21 protein-coding genes are annotated in these 25062 nt (G+C 72.1%); 13 read left to right on the forward strand and 8 right to left on the reverse strand.

From position 1 onward, the window contains the following. Positions 1–284: 284 nt before the first annotated feature. Both C4U03_RS12575 and C4U03_RS12580 read left to right on the forward strand, forming a co-directional pair. On the forward strand, positions 285–887 hold the full coding sequence (locus tag C4U03_RS12575; RefSeq protein WP_103937891.1) for a sigma-70 family RNA polymerase sigma factor: 603 nt from the start codon (positions 285–287) through the stop codon (positions 885–887). Next, positions 884–1921 carry a hypothetical protein gene (locus C4U03_RS12580; protein WP_103937892.1) on the forward strand — a complete coding sequence of 346 codons (1038 nt, stop codon included), beginning with the start codon at positions 884–886 and terminating at the stop codon, positions 1919–1921. Before C4U03_RS12575 ends, C4U03_RS12580 begins: the two co-directional genes overlap by 4 nt. 95 nt (positions 1922–2016) lie before the next feature. Here C4U03_RS12580 and C4U03_RS12585 read toward each other — a convergent pair whose 3' ends face one another. Continuing rightward, complete coding sequence (locus tag C4U03_RS12585) at positions 2017–2406, reverse strand: DUF5319 domain-containing protein (RefSeq protein ID WP_103937893.1); 390 nt, start codon at positions 2404–2406, stop codon at positions 2017–2019. A gap of 236 nt (positions 2407–2642) precedes the next feature. Here C4U03_RS12585 and guaB point away from each other — a divergent pair, with 236 nt between their 5' ends. From guaB to C4U03_RS12605, 4 genes are all read left to right on the forward strand, one after another. Beyond that, positions 2643–4145 (forward strand): IMP dehydrogenase, encoded by a 1503-nt coding sequence (gene guaB, locus C4U03_RS12590; RefSeq protein WP_103937894.1) that lies wholly within the window; start codon positions 2643–2645, stop codon positions 4143–4145. Between the two features lie 322 nt (positions 4146–4467). Beyond that, positions 4468–5586: a GuaB3 family IMP dehydrogenase-related protein gene (locus tag C4U03_RS12595; protein ID WP_103937895.1), complete on the forward strand. Its 1119-nt coding sequence runs from the start codon at positions 4468–4470 to the stop codon at positions 5584–5586. Positions 5587–5716: 130 nt separating this feature from the next. Further along, positions 5717–7450: a glycerol-3-phosphate dehydrogenase gene (gene glpD, locus C4U03_RS12600; protein WP_103937896.1), complete on the forward strand. Its 1734-nt coding sequence runs from the start codon at positions 5717–5719 to the stop codon at positions 7448–7450. Positions 7451–7681: 231 nt separating this feature from the next. Beyond that, positions 7682–9667, forward strand: coding sequence for an NACHT domain-containing protein (locus tag C4U03_RS12605; protein WP_235017798.1), 1986 nt, complete (start codon positions 7682–7684; stop codon positions 9665–9667). Here the strand turns inward: C4U03_RS12605 and C4U03_RS12610 are convergent. Both C4U03_RS12610 and C4U03_RS12615 read right to left on the reverse strand, forming a co-directional pair. Then, positions 9637–10323 carry a phosphatase PAP2 family protein gene (locus tag C4U03_RS12610; protein ID WP_103937898.1) on the reverse strand — a complete coding sequence of 229 codons (687 nt, stop codon included), beginning with the start codon at positions 10321–10323 and terminating at the stop codon, positions 9637–9639. The two genes, C4U03_RS12605 and C4U03_RS12610, sit on opposite strands and share 31 nt — an antisense overlap. A gap of 72 nt (positions 10324–10395) precedes the next feature. Beyond that, on the reverse strand, positions 10396–11097 hold the full coding sequence (locus C4U03_RS12615; protein WP_103937899.1) for a TetR/AcrR family transcriptional regulator: 702 nt from the start codon (positions 11095–11097) through the stop codon (positions 10396–10398). Between the two features lie 217 nt (positions 11098–11314). Here C4U03_RS12615 and C4U03_RS12620 point away from each other — a divergent pair, with 217 nt between their 5' ends. Both C4U03_RS12620 and C4U03_RS12625 read left to right on the forward strand, forming a co-directional pair. Next, positions 11315–12880: a succinic semialdehyde dehydrogenase gene (locus C4U03_RS12620; RefSeq protein WP_103937900.1), complete on the forward strand. Its 1566-nt coding sequence runs from the start codon at positions 11315–11317 to the stop codon at positions 12878–12880. A 13-nt stretch (positions 12881–12893) separates the two neighbouring features. After that, positions 12894–14642, forward strand: coding sequence for a GMC oxidoreductase (locus C4U03_RS12625; RefSeq protein ID WP_103937901.1), 1749 nt, complete (start codon positions 12894–12896; stop codon positions 14640–14642). A 160-nt stretch (positions 14643–14802) separates the two neighbouring features. On the opposite strand, the gene C4U03_RS12630 is transcribed toward C4U03_RS12625, so the two are convergent. Then, positions 14803–15267 carry a BP74-related protein gene (locus tag C4U03_RS12630; RefSeq protein WP_103937902.1) on the reverse strand — a complete coding sequence of 155 codons (465 nt, stop codon included), beginning with the start codon at positions 15265–15267 and terminating at the stop codon, positions 14803–14805. Positions 15268–15535: 268 nt separating this feature from the next. Here C4U03_RS12630 and guaA point away from each other — a divergent pair, with 268 nt between their 5' ends. Together guaA and C4U03_RS12640 are read left to right on the forward strand one after the other, a co-directional pair. After that, the gene (gene guaA / locus C4U03_RS12635; protein ID WP_407701426.1) at positions 15536–17191 is read left to right on the forward strand and encodes a glutamine-hydrolyzing GMP synthase; all 1656 of its coding nucleotides are present in this window, start codon (positions 15536–15538) and stop codon (positions 17189–17191) included. Positions 17192–17298: 107 nt separating this feature from the next. Next, positions 17299–17862 (forward strand): Uma2 family endonuclease, encoded by a 564-nt coding sequence (locus tag C4U03_RS12640; RefSeq protein WP_160146973.1) that lies wholly within the window; start codon positions 17299–17301, stop codon positions 17860–17862. A gap of 59 nt (positions 17863–17921) precedes the next feature. On the opposite strand, the gene C4U03_RS12645 is transcribed toward C4U03_RS12640, so the two are convergent. Both C4U03_RS12645 and C4U03_RS12650 read right to left on the reverse strand, forming a co-directional pair. Further along, positions 17922–18464, reverse strand: a complete 543-nt coding sequence (locus tag C4U03_RS12645) for a carboxymuconolactone decarboxylase family protein (protein WP_103937904.1) — start codon at positions 18462–18464, stop codon at positions 17922–17924. A gap of 217 nt (positions 18465–18681) precedes the next feature. Next, complete coding sequence (locus tag C4U03_RS12650; RefSeq protein ID WP_103937905.1) at positions 18682–19236, reverse strand: peroxiredoxin; 555 nt, start codon at positions 19234–19236, stop codon at positions 18682–18684. Positions 19237–19412: 176 nt separating this feature from the next. Between C4U03_RS12650 and C4U03_RS12655 the strand changes: the two genes are divergently transcribed. From C4U03_RS12655 to C4U03_RS12665, 3 genes are all read left to right on the forward strand, one after another. Further along, complete coding sequence (locus C4U03_RS12655) at positions 19413–20312, forward strand: hydrogen peroxide-inducible genes activator (RefSeq protein WP_235017800.1); 900 nt, start codon at positions 19413–19415, stop codon at positions 20310–20312. Positions 20313–20534: 222 nt separating this feature from the next. Then, positions 20535–21773: a glycosyltransferase family 4 protein gene (locus tag C4U03_RS12660; protein ID WP_103937907.1), complete on the forward strand. Its 1239-nt coding sequence runs from the start codon at positions 20535–20537 to the stop codon at positions 21771–21773. A gap of 85 nt (positions 21774–21858) precedes the next feature. Further along, positions 21859–22812, forward strand: coding sequence for a CDP-alcohol phosphatidyltransferase family protein (locus C4U03_RS12665; RefSeq protein ID WP_103937908.1), 954 nt, complete (start codon positions 21859–21861; stop codon positions 22810–22812). Between the two features lie 293 nt (positions 22813–23105). On the opposite strand, the gene C4U03_RS12670 is transcribed toward C4U03_RS12665, so the two are convergent. Further along, positions 23106–23810, reverse strand: a complete 705-nt coding sequence (locus tag C4U03_RS12670; RefSeq protein ID WP_103937909.1) for a class I SAM-dependent methyltransferase — start codon at positions 23808–23810, stop codon at positions 23106–23108. Positions 23811–23906: 96 nt separating this feature from the next. After that, complete coding sequence (locus tag C4U03_RS41100) at positions 23907–25049, reverse strand: SRPBCC family protein (protein WP_200827204.1); 1143 nt, start codon at positions 25047–25049, stop codon at positions 23907–23909. Positions 25050–25062: the final 13 nt, after the last annotated feature.

The raw sequence follows: 25062 nt of genomic DNA on the forward strand, positions 1-25062 counted from the left end.
GCTTCCGGGCGGGCGGCCGGGCGTCGAAAATGCGCGACCGGGGAAACGGCCGGAGATGATGTCACCGCCGGTGATATCCGGAAGAAATCGCCGCGATCCCGGCACCGTCCGGAATGGGATCATCGCGTTTTGTGATATCGGCCGGGTTCTCTCCGCACTGTGACCATTCCGTTGTCGTGCACAGTGGAGACAGGCCCGACTCCGCTGGGCATCATGCTCTACGTGACCGAGGGACGCTTCGCCGGGACCACGACACGGGGGCTACCGATTCGGGGGGACGTGCTATGACGAGCGAAGCCAGGGCCTTGCGCACGGCGGCACGCCCCGACGAGGGGGATCTGGGGGATCTGACCACGCTGGCCGTGCAGGGTGATCCCGGGGCGATCGAGGTATTGCTCGCGCAGGTCCGCCCAATGGTCGTGCGCTATTGCCGTGCCCGCCTGGGCCGTATCTCCGGGCAGTACCACATCGCCGACGACGTGGCCCAGGAGGTCTGCATCGCGGTGCTGTCGGCGCTGCCCCGATATCGCGACATGGGACGGCCGTTCGCGTCATTCGTCTTCGGTATCGCCGCGCACAAGATCGCCGATGCGCTGCGCAGCGCGGTGCGCGCGGCGGTGCCCACCGAGGACCTGCCGGACGGCCCGGACGACCGGCCCGGGCCGGAGGAGACGGTGGTCCGCTACATCGAGGCCGAACGCGCCCGCGACCTGCTCACCCGGCTGCCCGACCACCAGCGCGAACTGGTGCTGCTGCGGGTGGTGGCGGGACTGTCGGCCGAGGAGACCGGTAATGTGCTGGGCATGACGGCGGGGGCGGTACGGGTGGCGCAGCACCGGGCCCTGGCCAGGCTCCGGGCGATGGCCAGTGAGGAGTCGATCGCTTGACGGAGCGCAGCGGCGGCGCCCCGGATCCTGCGGATTCCCCGGCCGGTGGCGGTGATGCCGGAACGGCACAGCCGGCGCCCGCGTTCTGGAACCTGGCCGCGGTGCGCCGCAGCGACGCGGTGGTGGAGGCGCTGGCCACCCGCCGCGCCCTGCCCGCCGACCCGGCCGACGGCGCTGGCATCGCCGATCTCCTCGATCCCGCCGCCGCGGCCGGCCCCGCCGACCTGGCCGGATGGCAGAACGACCCGGCCGCCAGACTGCTGCGGGCGTTGATCGCCGATGTGGACGCCGGTGCGCCGGAACCACTCGACCACCGCCGGTCCTGCCGCCCGCCGGAGCAGCACGTCCCGCCGGGGCGGCACCCGCGGGCGGGCGGGCCGGACGACGAGCCGGGACCGGGCGGCGGACAGCGCCGCGGCTCGCGCGTGATCGTCCTGCTCGGTGTGGTCGGGCCGCTGCTGACCGGGGTGTTGGCCACTACCGGGGTGGCCGCCGCCCAGAGCGGGCTGGCCGAGCGGCCGGGGCCCGGATCGGGCGCCGGGGAACGGGCGGATCGGGGGCGGGAGCCCCAGGCCGGGGCGCGGTCCGGCGGTGAGCGGCCGGACGCCGCACCGGTGAGGGGCGGCACCCCCTTGGCCGCCGTGCACGGCACCGGGTGGACCTGGCCCCAGGCACGGCCCGTCATGGCCCGCGAGCGACGCGATGACGAGAAGGCGTCCGGCCAGGGGCGGGACGACCGCAAGGCCCCCCGACGCCTCCCGCCACGCACGAGCGAGCCGCCGGCGGCGGATCCGTGGCAGGAACGGTCCCCGGCGGGCGACCCCGGCGAGGACGAGCCCCGTGGCGCCGCACCGGAGCCGGGCGGCGCCCGGCCGTTCGTCCGGCCGCAGCCGCAGCCGCAGCCGCCGCAGACCCCGCAGGATCAGCCCGGGACGGGCGAAGACACGAACGACGAGCAGCCGACCGACCCGGACGAGGCGAGCCCCGCCGCCCCCGCCGATCCCGCCGACCTGACCGGCCCGGAATCCCTGTGACGTCCCGGTAATCGGGAGCGTCCCGGTCGCCAGGGGGTGTCCCGGCGTGAACGGGCCGCCGTGGAACCCCTCGTGGAAACCGGAGCGCCCGGCCGCTAGGGGGTGTCCCGGCCCTCCTCGCTGTCGATCACGCCGTCGACGTAGCCGCGGGCGTACTCCCAGCTGACGTAGTCGACCGGATCAGGGGACAGCGCGGGCTCGTGCACCCGGGGCAGCCCCTCGTCCAGCAGGTGGCGCAGGTTGCCGTGCAGCAGGTCCCAGTCGATGTAGTGCGGCTTGCCGCAGTCGCCGCAGTCCACGGTCAGGCCGCGTACGCCCAGCGGTTCCAGCAGCGCCCGGAAGACCTCCAGGTCGGCGAGGTCGGCCAGCACGTCCTCGCGCTCGGTCACGCTCAGCGGGGCGGTCTCCTCGCTGGGGTCGCCGAGCGCGGCGGCCGGGTCGTCCGGGTCGCCGGCGAACGGGTCGAGCGGGACATCATCGTGCACAACCCCACGCTACTGCGCGAGGTGAGCCGGTGGTCAACCCGCCGCCGCGACCTCGTCCGGACGGGCGGCCCGGGACTTTCCCGAAGGTCCGGTGTGTTGTTTCTCGCAACGGCCGCGGCCATCGGCTCCGCCACAGTCGCGGTGACTTCGGCGGTCACGTCCTACGATGGAGGGCACCCGCCGTGACCAGGCCACTCCAGGCCATCCGTGGGCAATCGACGACCGGGAAGGCTGCCATGAACCCCGCTGCGGAACCCGCCAAGTTCCTCCCGCCGGGCCTGACGTTCGACGACGTGCTGCTGCTGCCGGCCTATTCGGACCTGCAGCCCGGTGAGGCCGACACCACCACCCGGCTCAGCCGCAACATCACGCTGCGCATCCCGTTGGTCTCGGCGGCCATGGACACGGTGACCGAGGCCCGGATGGCCATTGCCATGGCCCGCCAGGGCGGTATCGGCATCCTGCACCGCAATCTGTCGATCGCCGAGCAGGCCGAGCAGGCCGACATGGTCAAGCGCTCGGAGAACGGCATGATCACCAAGCCGGTGACCTGCTCGCCCGACGACACCCTGGCCGACGTGGAGCAGTTGTGCGCCCGGTTCCGGATCTCCGGGGTGCCGGTCATCGACTCCGGCGGCGTGCTGGTGGGCATCGTGACCAATCGCGACACCCGCTTCGAGAGCGACCCCTCCCGCCTGGTGCGCGAGGTGATGACCCCGATGCCGCTGATCACCGCGCCGGTGGACGTGTCCAGGGACGAGGCGTTCCGGCTGCTGGCGCACAACAAGATCGAGAAGCTGCCGCTGATCGACGGCGCCGGCCGGCTGCGCGGGCTGATCACCGTCAAGGACTTCATCAAGAGCGAGCAGTATCCCGACGCCACCAAGGACGCCGACGGCCGGCTGGTGGTCGGCGCCGCGGTGGGCGTCGGCGAGGACGGCATCGCCCGTGCCCAGGCGCTGGTCGAGGCCGGCACCGACGTGATCATCGTGGACGTGGCGCAGGGCCACTCCAAGGGCGTGCTGGACACCATCGCCAAGATCAAGGCCAACACCCGGGGCGTGGACGTGGTCGGCGGCAACGTGGCCACCTACGAGGGCGCCAGGGCGCTGGTCGAGGCGGGCGCGGACGGCGTCAAGGTGGGGGTCGGCCCCGGCTCGATCTGCACCACCCGGGTCGTCGCGGGCGTCGGCGTCCCACAGGTCACCGCGATCTACGAGGCGGCCCGTGCGGCCCGTCCGGCCGGGGTGCCGGTGATCGGGGACGGCGGCCTGCAGTACTCCGGCGACATCGCCAAGGCCATCGCCGCCGGGGCGTCCAGCGTGATGCTGGGCAGCCTGCTGGCCGGGGTCGAGGAGAGCCCGGGCGAGCTGATCTTCGTGCACGGCAAGCAGTACAAGTCGTACCGCGGCATGGGCTCGTTGGGCGCCATGCGCAACCGCGAGCGCGGCCGGTCCTACTCCAAGGACCGTTACTCGCAGGCCGATGTGAACAGCGAGGAGAAGCTGATCCCCGAGGGCGTCGAGGGCCAGGTGCCCTACCGCGGCCCGCTGGCCGCCGTCGCCCACCAGCTGGTCGGCGGCCTGCAGCAGTCGATGTGGTACGCCGGCACGCGCACCGTCCCCGAACTGCAGGAGACCGGCCGGCTGATGCAGATCACCGCCGCCGGCCTCAAGGAGAGCCACCCCCACGATGTCCAGATGATCGTCGAGGCCCCCAACTACCAGGGCCGCTCTTGAACGAGGCGGGTAGGAGACGGGTAGCCGGCGGGGCCCGGGGCTGAATCAAGGCCCGGCCGACGGGCGGTGGCCGGGGCCCCTCGTATCCGGATGAGGCACCCCCACCTGAGATGATGCTCAGGGCACTCGGTCACAGCGATGCGGGAGCCTTGAGCTGACAGGATCGTTGAAGACGTCTGCGAGCGGGCCCGCGCGGTCTGGACTGAGGAGGCTTTCAAGATCGCGAGGAACGAGCGATCTTGAAAATGACGAGGGAAGACCGCGCGTGCAAGGCCCGCGAGCCGTCGCGCCGGAGGCGCGACCATGAACAAGAGCGAGCGCAATGCACACAGTTGAGATCGGGCGGGGCAAGAGCGGCCGCCGGGCGTACTCGTTCGACGAGATCGGCATCGTGCCGTCGCGTCGCACCCGGGACCCGGAGGAGGTCAGCGTCGCCTGGCAGATCGACGCCTACCGGTTCGAGATGCCGCTGATCGTGGCGCCGATGGACAGCGTGGTCAGCCCGGCCACCGCGATCGCCGTCGGCCGGCTCGGCGGGCTGGCCGTGCTCGACCTGGAGGGCCTGTGGACCCGCTATGAGAACCCCGAGCCGCTGATGGCCGAGATCGCCTCGCTGGACGACGTGCGCGCCACCCGGCGGCTGCAGGAGGTTTACGCCGAGCCGATCCAGGAGGAGCTGATCGGTCGGCGGATCGCCGAGGTCCGGGAGGCCGGCGTCACCGTGGCGGCCCGGCTGTCGCCGCAGCGCACCGCCCAGTTCCACAAGGCCGTGATCGACGCCGGGGTGGACCTGTTCGTGATCCGCGGCACCACGGTGTCGGCCGAGCACGTGTCCGGGCGGGCCGAGCCGCTGAACCTCAAGCAGTTCATCTACGACCTGGACGTCCCGGTGATCGTGGGCGGCTGCTCCACCTACACCGCGGCGCTGCACCTGATGCGGACCGGCGCGGCCGGCGTGCTGGTCGGGTTCGGCGGCGGGTCGGGGCACACCACCCGCACCGTGCTGGGCGTGGCGGTGCCGATGGCCACCGCGGTCGCCGACGTCGCCGCCGCCCGCCGCGACTACATGGACGAGTCCGGCGGCCGGTACGTGCATGTCATCGCCGACGGCGGCATGACCAACAGCGGCGACATCGCCAAGGCGTTCGCCTGCGGCAGCGACGCGGTGATGGTCGGCTCGCCGATCGCCCGCGCCACCGAGGCGCCCGGCCGCGGCCACCACTGGGGCAGTGAGGCGCATCACGGGGAGGTGCCGCGCGGCACCCGGCTGGAGCTGGGCACGATCGGGACGCTGGAGCAGATCCTGTACGGGCCGTCCCACGTCGCCGACGGTTCGATGAACCTGATCGGGGCGCTGCGCCGGTCCATGGCCACCGCCGGCTACACCGAGCTCAAGGAGTTCCAGCGGGTGCAGGTGGTCGTCGCGCCGCCGGCTCCCTGACGTCCGTCCCCGCCGGGGCGCGACGGGTGACCTTCACCTGGCGCCGCCGACCAGTGGCCCGCACCGGATACGGTCCCTACTGTTGGGTAGGTAACACTTCGGACCATTCGGTTACGGGGGGACTTACGTGATGACCGGATCGCCGATCACCGGACTGGGCAGTGCACGGCTGGGGCCCGCCGAGCGGGCCCAGGCTCTGGACCGGATGGCGAGTGAGGAGTTCGACGTCGTCGTCGTGGGCGGCGGCATCGTCGGCGCGGGCGCCGCCCTCGACGCCGCCACCCGCGGACTCTCGGTGGCCCTGGTGGAGGCCCGCGACTTCGCCTCGGGCACCTCCTCGCGTTCGTCCAAGCTCATCCACGGCGGGCTGCGTTACCTGGAGCAGTACAACTTCGACCTCGTCCGTGAGGCGCTGACCGAACGCAGCCTGCTCCTGCAGCGCATCGCACCCCACCTGGTGCGTCCCGTCCCGTTCCTGCTGCCCACCACCCACCACGTCTGGGAACGCGGGTACCTGGGCGCCGGGGTGGCCCTGTACGACGCGCTGGCGTTCCAGATGGGCAGCACCCGGGGCGTCCCGCACCACCGGCACCTGACGCGCCGCAGGGCGCTCAGGCTCGCGCCGGCGCTGCGCAAGTCCTCGTTCACCGGGGCGATCCAGTACTGGGACGCCCAGGTCGACGACGCCCGCTACGTCATGACCGTGATACGCACCGCCGCCGAGTACGGCGCGCAGGTCGCCGCCCGTACGCAGTGCATCGGGTTCCTGCGCGAGGGCGAGCGCGTGACCGGCGTGCGGATCTTGGACCTGGAGTCCGGCCACAAGTCCGAGGTCCGCGCCCGTCAGGTGGTCAACGCCACCGGCGTGTGGACCGACGACATCCAGGAGCTGGTGGGCGGACGCGGCCAGATCCACGTCAGCGCCTCCAAGGGCGTCCACCTGGTGGTGCCCAAGGACCGCATCCACTCCTCCACCGGCATCATCCTGCGCACCGAGAAGTCCGTGCTGTTCGTCATCCCGTGGGGACGGCACTGGATCATCGGCACCACCGACACCGCCTGGAACCTGGACAAGGCCCACCCCGCCGCCTCCAAGGCCGACATCGACTACGTGCTGTCCAAGGTGAACGAGGTCCTGGTGACCCCACTGACCCCCGACGACGTCGAGGGCGTGTACGCGGGCCTGCGACCGCTGCTGACCGGTGAGACCGACGAGACCTCCAAGCTGTCGCGCGAGCACGTCGTCGCCCACCCCGTGCCCGGCCTCGTCCTCGTCGCGGGCGGCAAGTACACCACCTATCGGGTCATGGCCAAGGACGCCATCGACGCGGTCGTGCACGGCCTGGACCGCCGGGTCGCCGAGTCCTGCACCGACCGCATCGCCCTGGTCGGCGGCGAGGGCTTCCCGGCCATGTGGAACTCCCGCCAGCGCCTGGCCGCCCGCTCGGGGCTGCACGTCGCCCGCATCGAGCACCTCCTGCACCGCTACGGCACCCTGGTCGACGACCTGCTGGAACTGATCGCCGAACGTCCCGACCTGGGTAAACCGCTGACCGGTGCTGACGACTACCTGCGCGCCGAGGTGGTCTACGCCGCCACCCACGAGGGCGCCCGGCACCTCAACGACGTCCTGGCCCGCCGCACCCGCATCTCCATCGAGGCGTGGGACCGCGGCATCGGTGTCGCCCAGGAGGCCGCCGAACTGCTCGCCCCCATCCTGGGCTGGTCCAAGCAGCAGGTCGACCGTGAGGTGGAGTACTACCGCAAGCGCGTGGAGGCCGAACGCGACTCCCAGACCCAGGAAGGCGACCAGGAGGCCGACGCCCGCCGCCGCGGCGCCCCGGAGATCGTCCCCACGTACTGACGGCCGCTGCCGACGGCCGTGGTGGCCCGCAGAGGCACTGTGCGATACCCCGTGACCGGATGCCGACCTCCTGGCCGGACCTGGCCTGTGTGTCTGATGACGCGGTGACGTCGCGCCGCTCCTTCTAACCTGCCCGAAAACGGGGTGGAGGGGGGACGCCGGATGAGGGAGCCGAGCCGCGCTTCTTTGATCAGGATCGCGGTGGTGCTCGTGGGCGTTTCCCTGTCGCTCATGAGCGGACTGGTGGTCAAGCCCTTCGAACAGTGGGCGCAAGGGCACCAGGGCTGGATCGTGGCCGGATTCGCGGTCTTCGTGGTGGTCCTCGTGCTGGCGGAGACGCGCTCGGGCGGGAAACCGGCCGCCGACCTCGACGCCGTCGCCACCGAGCTGGCGAACGTGGTGGCCGAGGAGTGGCGCACCGAGGCCGGGCTGCGGCGGCTCGACCGGCACCAGGGCCTGCTGGCGTTCACCTGGTCGCCGACCGGCAGGCCCGTCACCGACCGGCGGGGGCGCAGCAGCGTCGCCGACCGGGAGATGGCCGGCATCCCGGAGCTGGTCGACGCCTATCTGCGGGTGCCGTCCGGACGGCTGGCGATCATCGGAACCGCGGGCACCGGCAAGACCTCGCTGGCGCTGCTGCTCACCCTCGGGCTGGTCGAGCTCCGCCGGGCCGGGGGCTCGGGTCCGGTCCCGGTGAAGCTGTCGGTGGCGAACTGGAACCCCCGCCAGCAGGCCCTGCTGACCTGGATGCGGCAGGAACTGAGCGAGCAGTTCCTGTTTCTGCGCGACAGCGCCCAGTACGGCTCCAACGCCCCCGGGCGGCTGCTGCAGTCGGGACGGATCCTGCCGGTGCTGGACGGCCTGGACGAGCTGGGCAGGAACGGCGCCGGCGCCGCCGTGCGGCGGGAGGGCATCCGGCAGATCCGGCTCGCCCTGGAGACACTGCCGGGCCTGATCGTCACCTGCCGTGCGGACCAGTTCGAGGAGGCGGTCGGGGACGGCGGTCCGCTGCCGGCCACCGCCGTGGTGGAGCTGCGCGGACTGGCGGCCACGGCGGTCATCGACTACCTGTCGGATGTGAACGGCGAGCAGGACCTGGCGCGCTGGGAACCGGTCTTCCGCTCGCTGCGGGAGGACCCCGCCGGTCCGGTCGCCCGTGCCCTGTCCACTCCGCTGATGGTGGGCCTGGCCCGGGACGTGTACGAGAGACGGAGCACCGATCCGGCGGAGCTGCTGGACACGGCGCGCTTCCCCGACGCCGACCGCGTCCAGCGTCATCTGCTGCGGGGACTGGTACCGGCGGTGTTCCACGATCTGCCCGTCCAGGACCGGCAGGGCCAGTGGCACGGCGCCGACGCCCTGCGCTGGCTGACGTTCCTGGCCGCCGGGCTGACCCGGCAGGACGACGGCAACAGCATCCACTGGTGGGCGCTGCCGGCGATGGCGTCGCGCTCCCAGCGGACGGTGCAGGCGCTGCTGGGCGGGCTTCTCGTCGCCGCGACCGCCGGGCTCGGTTTCTGCGGGGTGTTCTGGCAGGTGCTGGAGCCCGGGTGGGCACTGCTGATCGGGGGCGTGGCCGCACTGGTCAGCGGGGTCCCGATGGCCTGGCGGTCCGCCGGCAATCTGCCGGTCCCCTCGGAACTGCAGTTCGGTGGCGGCAGGCGATGGCGGATCATGCTGCTGGGCAGCTTTCTGGCGGCGTTCCTGGGGAGCGTGGCCGGCTGGGTGCTGGACGGCCCAGGGCGCGGCCTCGTCGTGGGGGCGATCTGCGGCGTCCCCATCGCGGTCGTCTACGGCTGGGCGCAGCCGGACGCCACGGTGCGGGCGGCGAACCCGCGGATCCTGCTACGGCGCGACCGCAAGGTGGCGGTGTACTTCGGGGCCGCCTACGGGCTCACCAGTGGCCTGGCGGCGTGGTTGCTGCTCCCTCCCGGCATGGCCGTGGCCTTCGGTGTCTGCGTGGCGCTGTGCGGGGGGCTGCTGTACGGGCTTCCCTGGATCTTCGCCCTGGACTCGGGCATGACGGGCGTGGTCGCGTCAGTGCGCCTGTTCGTGTACGGCCTCCTGCTGGCTCCGCAGGGGAAGGCACCTTGGCCGTGGCGGCTGCTGCCCTTCCTGGAGGAGGCGCACCGGCGCGACATCCTGCGGCAGGTCGGCCCGGCCTACCAGTTCCGGCACGCCTACCTTCAGGATGCGCTGGCCGAGTCCGCCTCCTGAGCGGTTCTGAGGGCGGGCAGCCGGGCGGTGAGGCGGGCGGCGGCCCAGCAGGCGAAGGAGGCCGTCGCCAGGCCGGCGAGCATGTCGGCGATGTAGTGCTGGTGGACGAACAGGGTGGAGGCGATGATCAGGGCGCACCAGGCGGCGACGTATCCGCCGATGCGCCGGTCGTGACGCAGCCAGTGCACGGCGATGATCACCGAGAATCCGGTGTGCAGGCTCGGGAAGCAGTTGTAGGCGTTGTCGTTGCCGTAGACCATGCGCAGCAACCGGGAGAAGAGGTCGTCACCGGTGACCTCAGGGCGGGCCACGTGGGTCTGCGCGAAGACGTAGAACAGGTAGGCGACGACCATCAGCACGATGCTCGCGATCAGGGCCGACTGCGCCGTCCGCGTCGAGGTGAGCAGGAACAGCAGCAGGGTCAGCGGGCCCAGCGCCAGCGCCGACACATAGGGGATCACCATCTCCTCGACCAGCGGGATGTGCGCGTCGAGCGGGGTCTTGAGCGACCAGCGCGCCGGGCCCTCGTTGAGCGGGCCGTAGAGCGCGAAGAGCCCGCCGAGCAGTGCGACCAGCAGCACCGTCAGCAGGACATCACGGCGTCCCTGCCGGTGAACACCCGATCTGAACGCATCGCGGCGGCTCCGCGTCGCCATGTTGCCCCTTAGACCCGTGTGATCCGGTTGGGGACAGATTAGAGCGATGCGCCCAGATCGGTATGCATTTGTTCACATGGAGCGCGGCTGTCGCAGGGCGGGGCCGAGGATGAGGTCCAGGCCGGTGGCGTACAGGTCGGCGGGGACGCGGTCGGGGTCCAGCAGGTGCTGGGCGGCCAGGCCGAAGTCCATCGCCATGGCGAGGGCGGCCCGGTCGGCGGCCGGGACGCCGTCCACGTCGGGCAGGTGGCGGGCCAGGCGGCCGCGGCGCTCCTCGTACCACTCGGCCAGCCGCCAGCCGGCCGCGTAGTCGCGCATCCCGTACAGCCAGAACTCCACCAGCAGCAGGGCCAGCAGCCGAGCGTCCTCGGTGCCGAGCCGGTGCCGGTAGCCCTCGCCGGCCCGCCGCAGCCGTTCGGCGACCGGCTGGTCGGTCTCGTGCAGCAGCTCGTGCACCTCGGTGCCGAACCTGGCGTGGGTGTAGTGCTCCAGCAGGGCCAGCAGCAGGTCTGTCTTGCCGGTGAAGTTGGAGTAGACGGCGCCCTTGGTGAGCCCGGCGGCCGCCGCGACGTCGTCCAGCGACGCCCCGTGGACGCCGCGTTCGGCCCACAGCCGCTGGGCCGCCTGCAGCAGCGCCGCCCTGGTGTGCTCGCGGCGTTCGCGCCGCGCGCCGCCCGGTGGTGTCCCCTCGCGCGGCGGGCGTGCCCGCTGTGGCCCCTCCCGCTCCTGTGGCGCCCGCTGTGGGCCCTCTCGTTCCTGTTGCGCCCCGATCATGCGGTTCTCCCCTCCCGCTCGCTGGGTGCTCATTCCGGGATACACCGCGAGGGCATGGTCATTCCGCCGGTCGGGCACAAAGGGGCGCGCTGGAACGGTCCCTGGCCGGTTCCGGCATCCGGCGAGGAATGCCGCTGGAGCCAGGGGCCGGAGTCGGCGTGATGTTGTGGTTACTTATGGGTAGTCAGAGGTGGCCAGGCGGTCATATGGTGCCTGCATGGCAACTCCCACGGCCTCCGCGCGGACGCTCGCGCCCGCCCTCATCGAGCGGCTGTCCTCCCGCGTGACCGCCGCCTCGGGCGAGACCACCACGATCCCGGCCCCGTTCACCGGTGAGCCGCTGGCCACCCTGCCGCTGTCGGACGCCGACGACGTGCGCGCCGCCTACGAACGCGCCCGTGCGGCGCAGCGCGCCTGGGCGCGGCTGCCGGTGCGCGAGCGGGTCAAGCCGTTCCTGCGCCTGGTGGACGCCTTGGTGGAGCGGCGCGAGGAGATCCTCGACGTCGTCCAGTTGGAGACGGGCAAGGCCCGCCGGCACGCCTACGAGGAGTTCCTCGACGTGGCGATGTGCTCGCTGTACTACGCGCGGCGGGCGCCCCGGCTGCTGCGGCCCAGGCGCCGGCAGGGCGCCTTTCCGGTGGCCACCAGGACGCTGGAACTGCGCCAGCCCAAGGGCGTGGTCGGCCTGATCTCGCCGTGGAACTACCCGTTCAGCTTGGGCGCCAGCGACATCGCCCCGGCGTTGATGGCCGGCAACGCGGTGGTCCACAAGCCCGACACCCAGACCTGCCTGTCCAGCCTGTGGGTGCTGGACCTGCTGATCAGCCTCGGGCTGCCCAGGGACCTGTGGCAGATCGTGCTGGGCGACCCGGCCGACATCGGCGACCCGCTGCTGGAGGAGGCCGACTACGTCGCGTTCACCGGCTCCACCCGGGGCGGCCGGGCCATCGCCGCGAAGGTCGCGCCCCGGCTGGTCGGCTACTCGCTGGAGCTCGGCGGCAAGAACCCGATGATCGTCCTGGACGACGCCGACCTGGAGCGCACCGCCCGCGGCGCGGTCCGGGCCTGCTTCACCAACGCCGGGCAGCTGTGCATCTCGATCGAGCGGCTGTACGTGCACGAGAAGGTCTACGACGAGTTCGTCCCGAAGTTCGTCGACCGGGTCAAGGCGATGAAGCTCGGCTCCGGCATGGACTTCGAGGCCGAGATGGGTTCGCTGACCTACGAGCGCCAGCTCGACGTGGTCACCCGGCACGTCGAGCAGGCGGTGGAGAAGGGCGCCACGCTGCTGACCGGCGGCAAGCCCCGGCCCGACCTCGGCCCGCTGTTCTACGAGCCGACCGTGCTGGCGGACGTGAACGAGGACATGGAGCTGTGCGCCGGCGAGACGTTCGGGCCGGTGGTGAGCGTCTACCGGTTCTCCGGCGAGGACGAGGTCGTCCGCCTGGCCAACGACACCCCCTACGGGCTGAACGCCTCCGTCTGGACGCGGGACGTGGCCCGGGGCCGCCGCCTGGCCGCGCGCATCCAGGCCGGCACGGTCAACGTCAACGAGGGCTACGGCGCCGCGTTCGCCTCCTATGACGCCCCGATGGGCGGGATGAAGCAGTCCGGCGTCGGTCGCCGGCACGGCGCCGAGGGCCTGCTGAAGTACACCGAGGTGCAGACCGTGGCCAGCCAGCACTTCATGGACCTGGAGCCGCCGCCCGCGCTGGGCTACGACAGGTACGCCGACGTCCTGGCGAACGCGATCAGGCTCATGAAGCGGCTGCGGATCCGGTAGAGGACGGGCGACCATGAAGTTCGACTTCGACGTGCTGGTCGTGGGCTCCGGGTTCGGCGGCAGCGTCTCGGCGCTGCGGCTGACCGAGAAGGGCTACAAGGTGGCGGTGGCCGAGATCGGCCGCCGGTTCGACGACCCCGCCGGCGAGCCCGGGGCGCGGCACGGCGCGCTGCCCCAAACGTCCTGGCGGGTCTTCCGGTACCTGTGGGCCCCCGGGCTGGGCATGACCGGCATCCAGCGCATCCACGTGCTGCGCGGCGAGAAGGGCAGCCGGGTGATGGTGCTGGCCGGCGCGGGCGTCGGCGGCGGCTCCCTGGTGTACGCCAACACCCTGTACGAGCCGCTCCAGCCGTTCTACGACGACCCCCAGTGGCGGCATATCACCGACTGGCGGGCCGAGCTGGCGCCCTACTACGACCAGGCCAAGCGGATGCTCGGGGTGGTGGTCAACCCGACGATGACCGCCGCCGACGAGGCGATCAAGCGGATCGCCGAAAGGATGGGCCGGGGCGACACCTTCCACCGCACCCCGGTCGGGGTGCTGTTCGGCGACCGGCCGGGCGAGGAGGCCGACGACCCGTACTTCGGCGGGACGGGCCCGCGCCGCCGCACCTGCACCCAGTGCGGGGAGTGCATGACCGGCTGCCGGCACGGCGCCAAGAACATGCTCACCGAGAACTACCTGTACCTGGCCGAGCGGGCGGGCGCCAAGGTCATGCCGATGACCGGGGTGCGGTCGGTGACCCCGCTGGCGGGCGGCGGCTACGAGGTGGAGATCGTCCGCACCGGCTCCCACGGCCGGCACCGCCGCACGCTGCGGGTCGAGCAGGTGGTGTTCGCGGCGGGTACGTACGGCACCCAGAAACTGCTGCACCGGATGAAGGCGACCGGGCGGCTGCCGCGCCTGTCCGACCGGCTGGGCGTGCTCACCCGGACCAACTCCGAGGCGATCCTGGGGGCCGAACGGTTCAGCCGCGAGGGCGAGGACCACTCCAAGGGCCTGGCGATCACCTCCTCGTTCCATCCGGATGAGCACACCCACATCGAGCCGGTCCGCTACGGCAAGGGCTCCAACGCGATGGGCGCGCTGCGCTCGCTGCTCATCGACGGCCCCGCCGAGGACGGCTCCGGGAGCGCCCCGCGCTGGCTGAAGTTCCTCGGCCATGCGGCCGCTCGCCCCTGGGACCTGCCCCGGCTGTTCAACCTGCGGCACTGGTCGGAGCGCACCGTCATCGCCCTGGTGATGCAGGTGCGGGACAACTCGATCACGATCAGGCCCCGCAAGGGCCCGTTCGGCTGGGGCCTGCGGGCCGCCCGCGGCCACGGTGAGCCCAGCCCCACCTGGATCCCGGCGGGCCACCAGGCCACCCGGATGCTGGCCGAGGAGATCGGCGGCATCGCCGGCGGTTCCTGGCTGGACTTGGTCGACATCCCCACCACCGCCCACTTCATCGGCGGCTGCGCCATCGGCGCCTCGCCGCAGGAGGGCGTCATCGACCCCTACCACCGGGTCTACGGCTACGAGGGCCTGCACATCGTGGACGGGTCGGCGATCTCGGCCAACCTGGGCGTGAACCCGTCGCTGACCATCACGGCGCAGGCCGAGCGGGCGGTGTCGCTGTGGCCCAACAGGGGTGAGGAGGACCGGCGTCCCCCGCTCGGCTCGGCCTACCGCCGGATCGCCCCGGTGGTCCCCAAGAACCCGGTGGTCCCGGCCGTGGCCCCGGCCGCCCTGCGGCTGCCCATCGTCGACATCACCTGAACCGCCGCCGCCCCGCCGGCCGCACGCGGCCGACGGGGCGGGATCGGACCCACCGGCCCGGCCGCGCCCCGGGCCGGTGGATCCGATGCCGGTGGGGCCCGGCGGTCTCCGGGCGGTCGTTCCGCCGGGCCCGTGGTCTTCGCGCTCCAGGCGCGGGGTCCTACGGAGCGGGGACCTCCCGCAGTAGGCGCGAGCCCCAGGGGCACCAGTGCGCGCCGGGCAGGAACGCGCCGCCCACCTCGTCGAGGTGGTTCTGGACGTACCACGGCGTCGCGTCGCACACCTCGATGGCGTAGGCGAAGAACGAGATCGACTGCGGGTCGAGGTGGTAGTTCCAGCCGGGGTTGTAGGGGGCGGTGCTCTTGACGATCTTTCCGAGGACGTGGGTCTTGTGCCGCTCCGAGCCGCTCAGGATGTCCCGGGCCTCCCGGATCTTGTCGGGGTCGGTGAGCCGGAAGATGAACCTCTCGGGACCGGGCGGATAGTCGAACTCGAAGTAGGCCTCCGACCCGGCCGCGGCGCGCTGCGCCGGGCCGGCGGCCTGCCCGCCCGCGGCGGGGGCCGCGGTGAGGCCGAGCAGCGCGATCGTCGCGGGGACGACGAGCCTGGTGGGGATGCGCCGCATGGGCACCTCCGATATCTGTCGGGCCGTGTTCACGACCGTTCGTGACCTAGTGTAGCTAGATCATTACTCCATGTATTGGAATTGCGGCGATCGCCTTGACCGGGGAGCTGGTAGGCGAACGCCGGCGCGGCGTCCGGTCAAGCCGCTTCGGGTGAACTCGCTCACATGGGTGCGGCCCGTACGGGCCGGGGACGAGTCGGGAACATAGGCGCAGGCAGGCGGGCCCTAGACTGAAGGCCTGCCCCACGTTCTCCGAAAGGCGTTATCGGTGTCCCTCGATCAGATCGAGCAGTCCTTCGACACCGTGCTCGTCGTCGACTTCGGCGCGCAGTACGCGCAGCTGATCGCGCGGCGCGTACGCGAGTGCAACGTGTTCAGCGAGATCGTCCCGTGCACCATGCCGGTGGACCAGATGCTGGCCAAGCGGCCGAAGGCGATCATTCTGTCCGGCGGGCCCTCCTCGGTGTACGAGGCCGGTGCCCCGGCCGCGCCCGCCGGCCTGTTCGAGACCGGGGTGCCGACCCTGGGCATCTGCTACGGCCACCAGGTCATGGCGCAGGCCCTCGGCGGGCTGGTGGAGAACTCCGACGTCGCCGAGTACGGCCGCACCGCCGTCAACGTGATCGACGGCGGGGTGCTGCTGGCCGGGCTGCCGTCCCTCCAGGCGGTGTGGATGTCGCACCGCGACCACACCAGCGCCGCCCCGGACGGCTTCACCATCACCGCCCGTACCGACGTCACCCCGGTCGCCGCGATGGAGCACCCCGAACGCGGTCTGTACGGCGTGCAGTTCCACCCCGAGGTGATGCACACCGAGCACGGCATGGCGATGCTGCGGCACTTCCTGTTCGACGCGGCCGGCTGCCGTCCCGGCTGGACCATGGTCAACATCGCCGAGGAGGCCATCGAGACCGTCCGCGCCCAGGTCGGCGGCAAGCGCGCCATCTGCGGCCTGTCGGGCGGCGTGGACTCGGCGGTGGCCGCCGCGCTCGTCCAGCGCGCCATCGGCTCCCAGCTCACCTGCGTCTTCGTCGACCACGGACTGCTGCGCAAGGGCGAGGCCGAGCAGGTCGAGAAGGACTTCGTCGCCGCCACCGGCGTCGACCTGCACGTGGTGGACGCCCAGGAGCGCTTCCTGACCGCGCTGGCCGGGGTCGTCGACCCCGAGGAGAAGCGCAAGATCATCGGCCGGGAGTTCATCCGGGTCTTCGAGAGCGCCGCCCGCGAGATCGTCGACGTCCACGCCGCCCGCAGCGAAGCAAGGGACGGCGTGGGCGCCGCGGGGGGTTCAGGGGGGTCGTCCCCCCAGGAGGGGCACGACGAGAGCGGCGAGGTGGAGTTCCTCGTCCAGGGCACCCTCTACCCGGACGTGGTGGAGTCCGGCGGTGGCACCGGCGCGGCCAACATCAAGTCCCACCACAACGTCGGCGGCCTGCCCGAGGACCTGAGGTTCCGGCTCGTCGAGCCGCTGCGGACGCTGTTCAAGGACGAGGTGCGCGCCCTCGGCGAGCAACTGGGGCTGCCCGCCGAGATCGTCTGGCGCCAGCCGTTCCCCGGCCCCGGCCTGGGCATCCGCATCATCGGCGAGGTCACCCGCGAGCGCCTGGACCTGCTGCGCGAGGCCGACGCCATCGCCCGCGAGGAGCTCACCGCCGCCGGGCTGGACCGCGACATCTGGCAGTTCCCGGTGGTGCTGCTGGCCGACGTCCGCTCGGTCGGCGTCCAGGGCGACAGCCGCACCTACGGCCACCCGGTGGTGCTGCGCCCCGTCACCAGCGAGGACGCCATGACCGCCGACTGGGCCCGCCTCCCCTACGACGTCCTGCAGCGCATCTCCACCCGCATCACCAACGAGGTCCGCGAGATCAACCGCGTCGTGGTCGACATCACCAGCAAGCCCCCGGGCACCATCGAGTGGGAGTAGCGCACCTTTTGCAGCCAATCGTGCACGGGGAGTGTCCGCCGTTCCTATGATGCGGCGTGTGACACACTGGACACGAAGAAGCTGGAAAGGGGATGGGGATGCCGGCGGTGGCCGAGGACTACATGAGCATCTGGAACCATCCCGGCGAGTGGACCGAGGAAGACTACCTCGCGCTGCCCAGGGGAGCGGCGAAGATCGAGCTGATCGACGGGAGGCTCCTCGTGAGCCCCATGCCGAGTAGGCTCCATCAGAAGTACATGCAACGACTCGCCGTCCACCTCGACGCCCAGTCGCCGGACGCCCTCGATGTGGTGATCGAGGTCAATCTGCGGGTCGGGACGGACAAGATTCTCATCCCCGACCTGCTGGCCACCTATGAGCCGGGCGACACCTACGTCCACGACGCCAAGCACGTCCTGCTGGTCGGCGAGATCGTCTCTCCCTCGAACCGGGGAGAGGAGTGGATGCAGAAGTCAAGGTTCTACGCCCGCGCGGAGATCCCCTGGTACCTCCTGGTGGAGAGGGACGCCGAAGGGGGGCCGACGCTCATCCTCGGCCGCCGCGAGGGCGAGTGCTACGTGGAACATGCCCGAGCGACGCCCGGACAGGAACTGGTGTTCCCCGAGCCACTCGGCACCATGGATCCCGCCGTACTGCTCCGCAGTCGTTGACGGACCGTCGAAGGCCCGGGGAACGTGCGTTCGCCCGGGCCCTTGCGGGTGCGTGGAGGTCAGAGTGCGGCGGGGGCCAGGGCGGCCTCGGCCTCCAGGGTGGCGGCGGTGGCGTTGACCACGGCGGCGATGCGCAGCGCCTCCTGGATCTGCTCGCGGGGCAGGCCGGCCTCGCGCAGCACCTTCTCGTGTGACTCCAGGCAGCGGCCGCAGCCGTTGATCGCCGACACGGCCAGGCACCACAGCTCGAAGTCGACCTTGTCCACGCCCGGCTTGCCGATGATCGACATGCGCAGCTTGGCGGGCAGGGTGGCGTAGGTCTCGTCGCCGATCAGGTGGGTGGCCCGGTAGTAGACGTTGTTCATGGCCATGATCGACGCGGCGCCCTTGGCCGCCTCGAACGCCTCGGCCGACAGGTAGTCACCGGCCTCCTGGGACAGTTCGGCGATGACCTGCCGGCTGCCGGTGGCCAGCGCGCAGGCCAGCACGGTGCCCCACAGCTGCTGCTCGGTGAGCTGGGAGGTGGTGGTCACCGAGCCCAGGTTGAGCTTGGTGTCCTTGGCGTAGGCGGGCAGGGCTTCCTTCAGCGCGTCAACGCTCACAGCGCGGCTTCCTTTCCTGCGAACGGCCGGTCGCGGCTGTTGACGCGACCGGCCGTCTGGTGCTTGCGGAGTGGCCTCGTCCTTCCGGGCGGTGGTCGCCCGGAAGGGGTCGGCTGCCGGTCGGCCGCCGGTCAGGCGCCCACCGGGGCCGGCGGGCGTTGCGGCGACCGGGATGGCCTCGCCCTTCCCGAAGCGGTGAAGGGCGGCCGGACGCCGGTCAGGCGCCCGCCATGAGCTTCTGGGCGTCCAGGGTGGCCTCGCCCTTGTTCCAGTTGCACGGGCACAGCTCGTCGGACTGCAGGGCGTCGAGGACCCGCAGGACCTCCTTGACGTTGCGGCCCACCGAGCCCGCCGTCACCATCGCGAACTGGATCTCGTTGTTCGGGTCGACGATGAAGGTGGCGCGCTGGGCGACGCCGTCCGGGGTGAGGATGCCCAGGGCCTCGGTCAGCTCGCGGTTGAGGTCCGACAGCATCGGGAACGGCAGCTCGCGCAGGTCCGGGTGGTCCTTGCGCCAGGCGAAGTGCACGAACTCGTTGTCCACGGAGGCGCCGAGGACCTGGGCGTCGCGGTCGGCGAACTCGCCGTTCAGCCGGCCGAACTCGGCGATCTCGGTCGGGCAGATGAAGGTGAAGTCCTTGGGCCAGAAGAACACCACCCGCCACTTGCCCTCGTAGGTCTTGTGGTTGATGGTCTCGAACGCCTTGTCCGGGTCCAGCGAGACGCAGGCGGTCAGCTCGTACTCGGGGAACTGGTCACCGACGGTGAGCACGGACTCTCCTTTTTCGCTCGGTTCGTGAAATGTGTCACAAGCGTTCCGATGGGGCGGCTGAGGGCATCGGGGCTGGTGAGCGGTCTCCAGACTGCCCTGGCTATCGTGAAATGAGAAATCGAACGATCGCTTTGTGCCGATAGGAGACGGTTATCAGTAGGCCCACCGTCGCGCAGTTGCGCGCGTTCCTCGCGCTGGCCGAGCACCTGCACTTCCGCGATGCCGCCGCCGTGCTGGGGATGAGCCAGCCCGCGCTCTCGGGGGCGGTGGCCGCTCTGGAGCACGCCCTGAACACCAGGCTGGTCGAGCGTACGACACGCAAGGTCCTGCTGACTCCGGCGGGGGAGCGGGTGGCCCGGCGCGCGGAGTCGGTGCTGGCCGAGCTGGACCGGCTGGTCGACGAGGTGCACGCGGCCCGCGGCCCGCTGGTCGGCCCGCTGCGGCTGGGCGTGATCCCGACCGTGGCGCCCTATCTGCTGCCCGCGGTGCTGCCCCGACTGGCCCGTGACTTCCCCGAGCTGGAGCTGTCGGTGCGCGAGCAGCAGACCGACCACCTCGTGACCGAGCTGCTGGCGGGCCGGCTGGACGCGGTACTCCTGGCGCTGCCGGTGACCGCCTCCGGGGTGGTCGAGCTGCCGCTGTACGAGGAGGATTTCCTGCTGGTCGCGCCCAGCGCGCAGCCGATCGGCCCGGCGCCGGTGCCCCGGCGGGTGCTCGGTGAGCTGGAGGTCATCCTGCTGAACGAGGGGCACTGCCTGCGCGACCAGGCCCTGGACGTGTGCCGCGAGGCCGGGGGGCGGGCGACCGCCGCCACCTACGCCGCCGGCCTGGCCACGCTGGTGCAGCTGGTGTCCGGCGGTCTCGGCGTGACGCTGCTCCCGCAGACCGCGCTGCCCGTGGAGACCCGGCGGGCGGACGGGGTGGCGGTGTACCGGTTCGCCGATCCCGCCCCCGGCCGCCGCATCGGCCTCGTGCACCGGGCGACCTCGCCCCGGGCGGCCGAGTTCGAGGTGCTGGCGCGCAGCGTCCGCGCCGCGGTCGCCGAGGCCCACCCCAAGGTCCGCATCTACTCCTGAACGGCCTGGTGAACGGCTCCGCGAACGCCCGGCATGCCGGGCGTTCACCGGAACCGGGGGACGGGCAAAGCGCCGCCGGAGTGTCCCGGCGGCGGGTAACGGTCACCGCAAGGCTTGGCCGCCGGCCGGTGGCGCCCGCCGATTCGGGGCATTGCAGGCTCATCGGGAGGGGGTGCCGCACATGGGGACAGGGCAGATCATCGCCGACGGCCGCCGCGCCCGATGAAGGTCACGTACGTGCTGATGCACGCCTACGGCATGGGCGGGACGATCCGTACCGTCATCAACCAGGCCAACGCCATGGCCGAGGCGGGACACGAGGTCGCGATCGCCAGCGTGGTCCGCCGGCGGGACCGGCCCAGGTTCCCCGTCGACGGCCGGGTCCGCATGATCACCATCGCCGACCACCGCGGACGGCCCGCCCCGCCGCCGCCCCGCGGCGGCCGGCTCGGCCGGTGGCTGCGCAGGCACTGGACGGTCCCGGTCGCCCCCGGCGAGGAGCCCGGCTCCGAGGTGCCGGTGGGGGAGGCTGCCAAGCGCACCTTCACCCGCGAGGTCGAGGAGGGGTTCATCGAGTACGTGCGGGGCCTGCGGGAAGGGGTGCTGGTCACCACCCGTCCCGCCCTCAACCTGTTGTCGGCGCGCTACGCCCCGCAGGAGCTCGTCCGCGTCGCCCAGGACCACATGCACCTCACCAGCTACAAGCCGGCCGTGCACGCGGCGATCCTGGCCGACTACCCGCGGCTGGACGCGGTGGTCTCGCTGACCCGCCAGGACGAGGAGGACTACCGGCGGGCGATGGGCGACCGGGTGCGGATCGCGCAGATCCCCAACCCGCTGCACTCGCTGGACGTGCCCCGCACCGACCACAGCGCCAAGGTCGTGGTGGCGGCCGGGCGGCTCACCCGGCAGAAGGGCTTCGACCTGCTGATCGAGGCGTTCGGGCAGGTCGCGGCGCAGTATCCGGACTGGACGCTGCGGATCTACGGTGGCGGGCCCTGGGAGGGGCGGCTGCGCGGGCAGATCCGTCGGCGGCGGCTGGGCGACCACGTTCTGCTGATGGGGACGGTCAAGGGCTTCGACCGCGAACTGGCGCAGGCGTCGATCTACGCCCTCAGCTCGCGGTTCGAGGGCTTCGCGATGGTGATGCTGGAGGCGTTGAACTGCGGGCTCCCGGTGGTGGGCTTCGACTGCCCGACCGGCCCCCGGGAGGTCATCCGGGACGGGGAGAACGGGCTGCTGGTGCCGCCGGAGGACCCGGACGCGCTGGCGGCGGCGCTGTGCCGGCTGATCGGGGACCGCCGGCTGCGGCGGCGCCTGGGCACGGCCGCGATCGGTACCGCGGCCGGGTACGGGCCGGTCCCGATCCGCCACCGCTGGGAGGCCCTGTTCGCCGAGCTGCTGCGGGCCAAGTCCGCAGGTCCGGACGGTCGGCCGACCGGTACGTCCTTGCCCGCGTAGCCGTCCGGTCAAGTGTGGGCCAAACGATGTCCCGGCAATCGCGATGCGTGTTCGCGTGCTCGCTCGGTGTAGAAATGCTGACCGTATGGCGACGTTCTCCCTGGATGACATGCGCGCGGTCTGCAAGGGCCGTGACGCGTGGTGGACGGTGTTCCTGGTGGACCCGGTCGCGATCCGGCTGGCACTGCCGATCGCGAACCGGACGTCGATCACCCCGAACCAGCTCACCGCCGTCGCCTTCGCGTTCGGCCTGGCCGCCGCGGGCTGCTTCGCGCTGGCCGCGCCCGGGTGGCTGGCGCTGGGCGCGCTGCTCTACCACGTCGGTTTCGTGGTGGACTGTATGGACGGCAAGATCGCCAGGCTCAAGGGCACCGGCACGACGTTCGGCGCCTGGCTGGACTTCATGCTGGACCGGGTCCGCGACAGCCTGTGCGCCGTGGCCCTGACCGGCGGGCAGTACGCCCGGACCGGCCAGGTCGCCTACCTGTACGCGGGGATGGCCGTCCTCGCCCTCGACATGTTCCGGTACGTCAACGGGCCGCAGATCGTCAAGGCCCGCCGCGCGATGCGCACCGCGACGGCCGCCGCCCGGCGCCGGGCGGCGGCCGTCGCCGAGGGAGACCCCCGGATGGCGGTGCTCGGCGGGCAGGGCCACCGGGTGGTGACGCTCGGCGGAGGGGAGGGGCGGGTGGAGGAGCCGGAGGCCGAATTCGGGCGGACGCCCCACCCCGACCCGCACTACGTGTTCGACACCCGGTGGCCCTGGTACCGGCGGATCCGCCAGGGCCTGCTGCGGCGGCGGGTCCGCACGCATCTGGTGAGCGGGATCGAGTTCCAGATGTCGGTGTTCATCCTCGGCCCGCTGACCGGCGCGATCATCCCGATCATCGTCGTCACCGGCGCGCTGCTGGTGTTCTTCGAACTGGTGATCATCTACAAGTTCTGGCTGTCCACCCGGGCGCACACCCGGCTGCTGGCCGTCCTGGAGGCCGGCAGCCGTCCCGTCACCGATCCCGCCAGGTCCCCCCTGCCCCGGTAGTGGCAGGCCCCGGTCGCCGGGGCCTGCCCACGCCGCCGAACGCCCGCGGCGCGGTGAGCCCACCTCGGCCGCCAGGACGGGGAGACTCCGGCCGTGAGCCGTTCCGCGGAACCCCCGGGACCGTGATCAACGCCGTAACCCGATGGTGAGCCGGCTATGGCGGTCTTGGGGCATGATGAGCCGTCTGCGGCGGTCTTGGGGCATGATGAGCCGTCTGCGGCGGTCTTGGGGCGGGGGCGACAGGGCGCGTCACCCCGGGCGGGGCTAGACCCGGGGCGGACGTGGCGTGGGACTCAGAGTTCCGGGCGGTGGGCCCGTGCGAACAGCGTGACGCCCGGCAGGGACTGCACCGGCAGGTATCGCTCCAGCATGGAGACCGCGCGCAGGCCCGCGTTGACGATCGGGTGCAGCCGCTCCATGTCCTGGGGGGTGGACTGGTGCCGCCGCCACTTGACGATCGGGCGCAATAGGACGTTCCAGCTCCACATGTGGTCGAGGTGTAGCCCGGCGTCCCGGACGACCTCGGCCAGCGACTCGCGGGTGTAGCGGCGGACGTGCCCGAGCGCGATGTCGTGCGCCGACCACAGGGACAGGTCGCAGGGCACGGAGATCAGCGCGCTGCCGCCCGGCCGCAGCACCCGGGCCAGCTCCCCGGCGGCCGTCCGGTCGTCGGGGATGTGCTGCAGCAGGTCGAGCGCCATCACGAAGTCGAAGTCGCCCGTCGACAGCGGAAGGTAGCAGGCGTCGCCGTGGTAGGCGTCGATGCCGCGCAGCCTGGCCAGCTCCACCGCGGCGGGCGAGGCGTCGATGGCGATGGCCTCCCAGCCGTGCTCCAGCAGCACCCGGGTGTTGCCGCCGCCCGCCGCGCCGATGTCGGCGGCGCGGCCCGGTGGCCCTTCCAGCCTGCGCAGCTGGCGGGCGATGATCGCCCGCCGCTCCCGATACCACCAGTTGTCGTCCTCGATCGCGACGACCCGTTGAATCTCGACCGTGTCCATGGCCCCCACCGGACAGAGGTGCGTCGATGCGGTCGTCCGCATCCCTTAATTACGGAACGTACCAGGCCAATGACTCACGGTGGTGGACCGGGGTCCTCAGCGGTGGTGCCGCCCCCGCCGCCGGCGGAACAGGTAACGCAAGGTCAGCAGGGCTGCCAGCGCGCTCAGTACCGTCGGGACGAGCCGCTTGGCGACCGAGGGACCGGCGACCTCCAGGATGTCGATGGCGTCGTCCGCCCGGCGCTCCCGCCGGTACGCGACCGCCGGATGCCCGGCGTCCGCCGGCTCCGGCCCGGCCACCGCCGCGGCGTCCGCGGCGCCCTGCTGGTCCACCACCTCCCCGACGGCCGGAGCGGCGGTGGCGTCGGCGCTTTCGGCCGCCGTCGCGGCGGCCCGCTGCTGGTCCACCACCTCCTGCGCGGCCTCGGCCGAACCGGCGGCCGCAGCGAGATTATCACCCTCCGTAACCGTCTCCCGCCCTCGAACGGCGGTGTCGCCCGCCCCGGGCCCGCCGGTCGCCGCCCCGACGCCCTCCTCGGCCGCGCCCTCGGGCGCAGCCTCGGCAGGAGCCTCGGACGCGGCTTCGGCGGGGGCCTTGGCAGGGGCCGCAGGTGCGGCTTCGGTAGGGGTCTCAGGCGTGGCCCCAGGTGCGGCCTTGGCAGAGGTCTCAGGTGCGGCCTCGGCAGGAGCCTCGGGTGCAGCGGGAGTCGTAGAGGCGGCCTTGGCAGGAGCCTCGGACGTAGCCTTGGCGGAGGTGGGGGCCTCGGCGGCGGCGGAGCGTTCCGCCGGGGCGGGAGCCTCCTTCAGTTCCTCGGCGAGGGCCGTGGCGAAGCGGGCGATCAGCTTGGCTCCCACCTCGGCGAGGATGTTGCGGCCGAACTGGGCCGGGCGGCCGGTGACGTTCAGCTTCGTGTGCACGACGACCCGGGTGACGTCGCCCTCCTGGGACATCCGCGCCCGGATGGTCGCCGAGGCGGTGCCGGAGCCACGGGCCTCCTTGCCGCTGCCCTCGATCGTCAGGGCCCGGGCGGCCTCGTCGGCCTCGACGATCCTGGCGGTGCCCCGGTAGGTGATCGTCATCGCGCCGAGCCTGACCTTCAACCGGCCGACGTAGTCCTCGCCGTCCACCGAGTCGAGCGTGGCACCCGGCATGCAGAGCGCCACCCGTTCCACGTCGAGCAGCACCGACCATGCCTGATCCACCGGTACCGGCACGGTGAATTCGTGGTCGAGCTCCATCAGCGGCTCCCTG

Origin of the sequence: Thermomonospora echinospora (genome assembly GCF_900108175.1) — a bacterium.
GTDB classification, from domain to species: domain Bacteria; phylum Actinomycetota; class Actinomycetes; order Streptosporangiales; family Streptosporangiaceae; genus Thermomonospora; species Thermomonospora echinospora.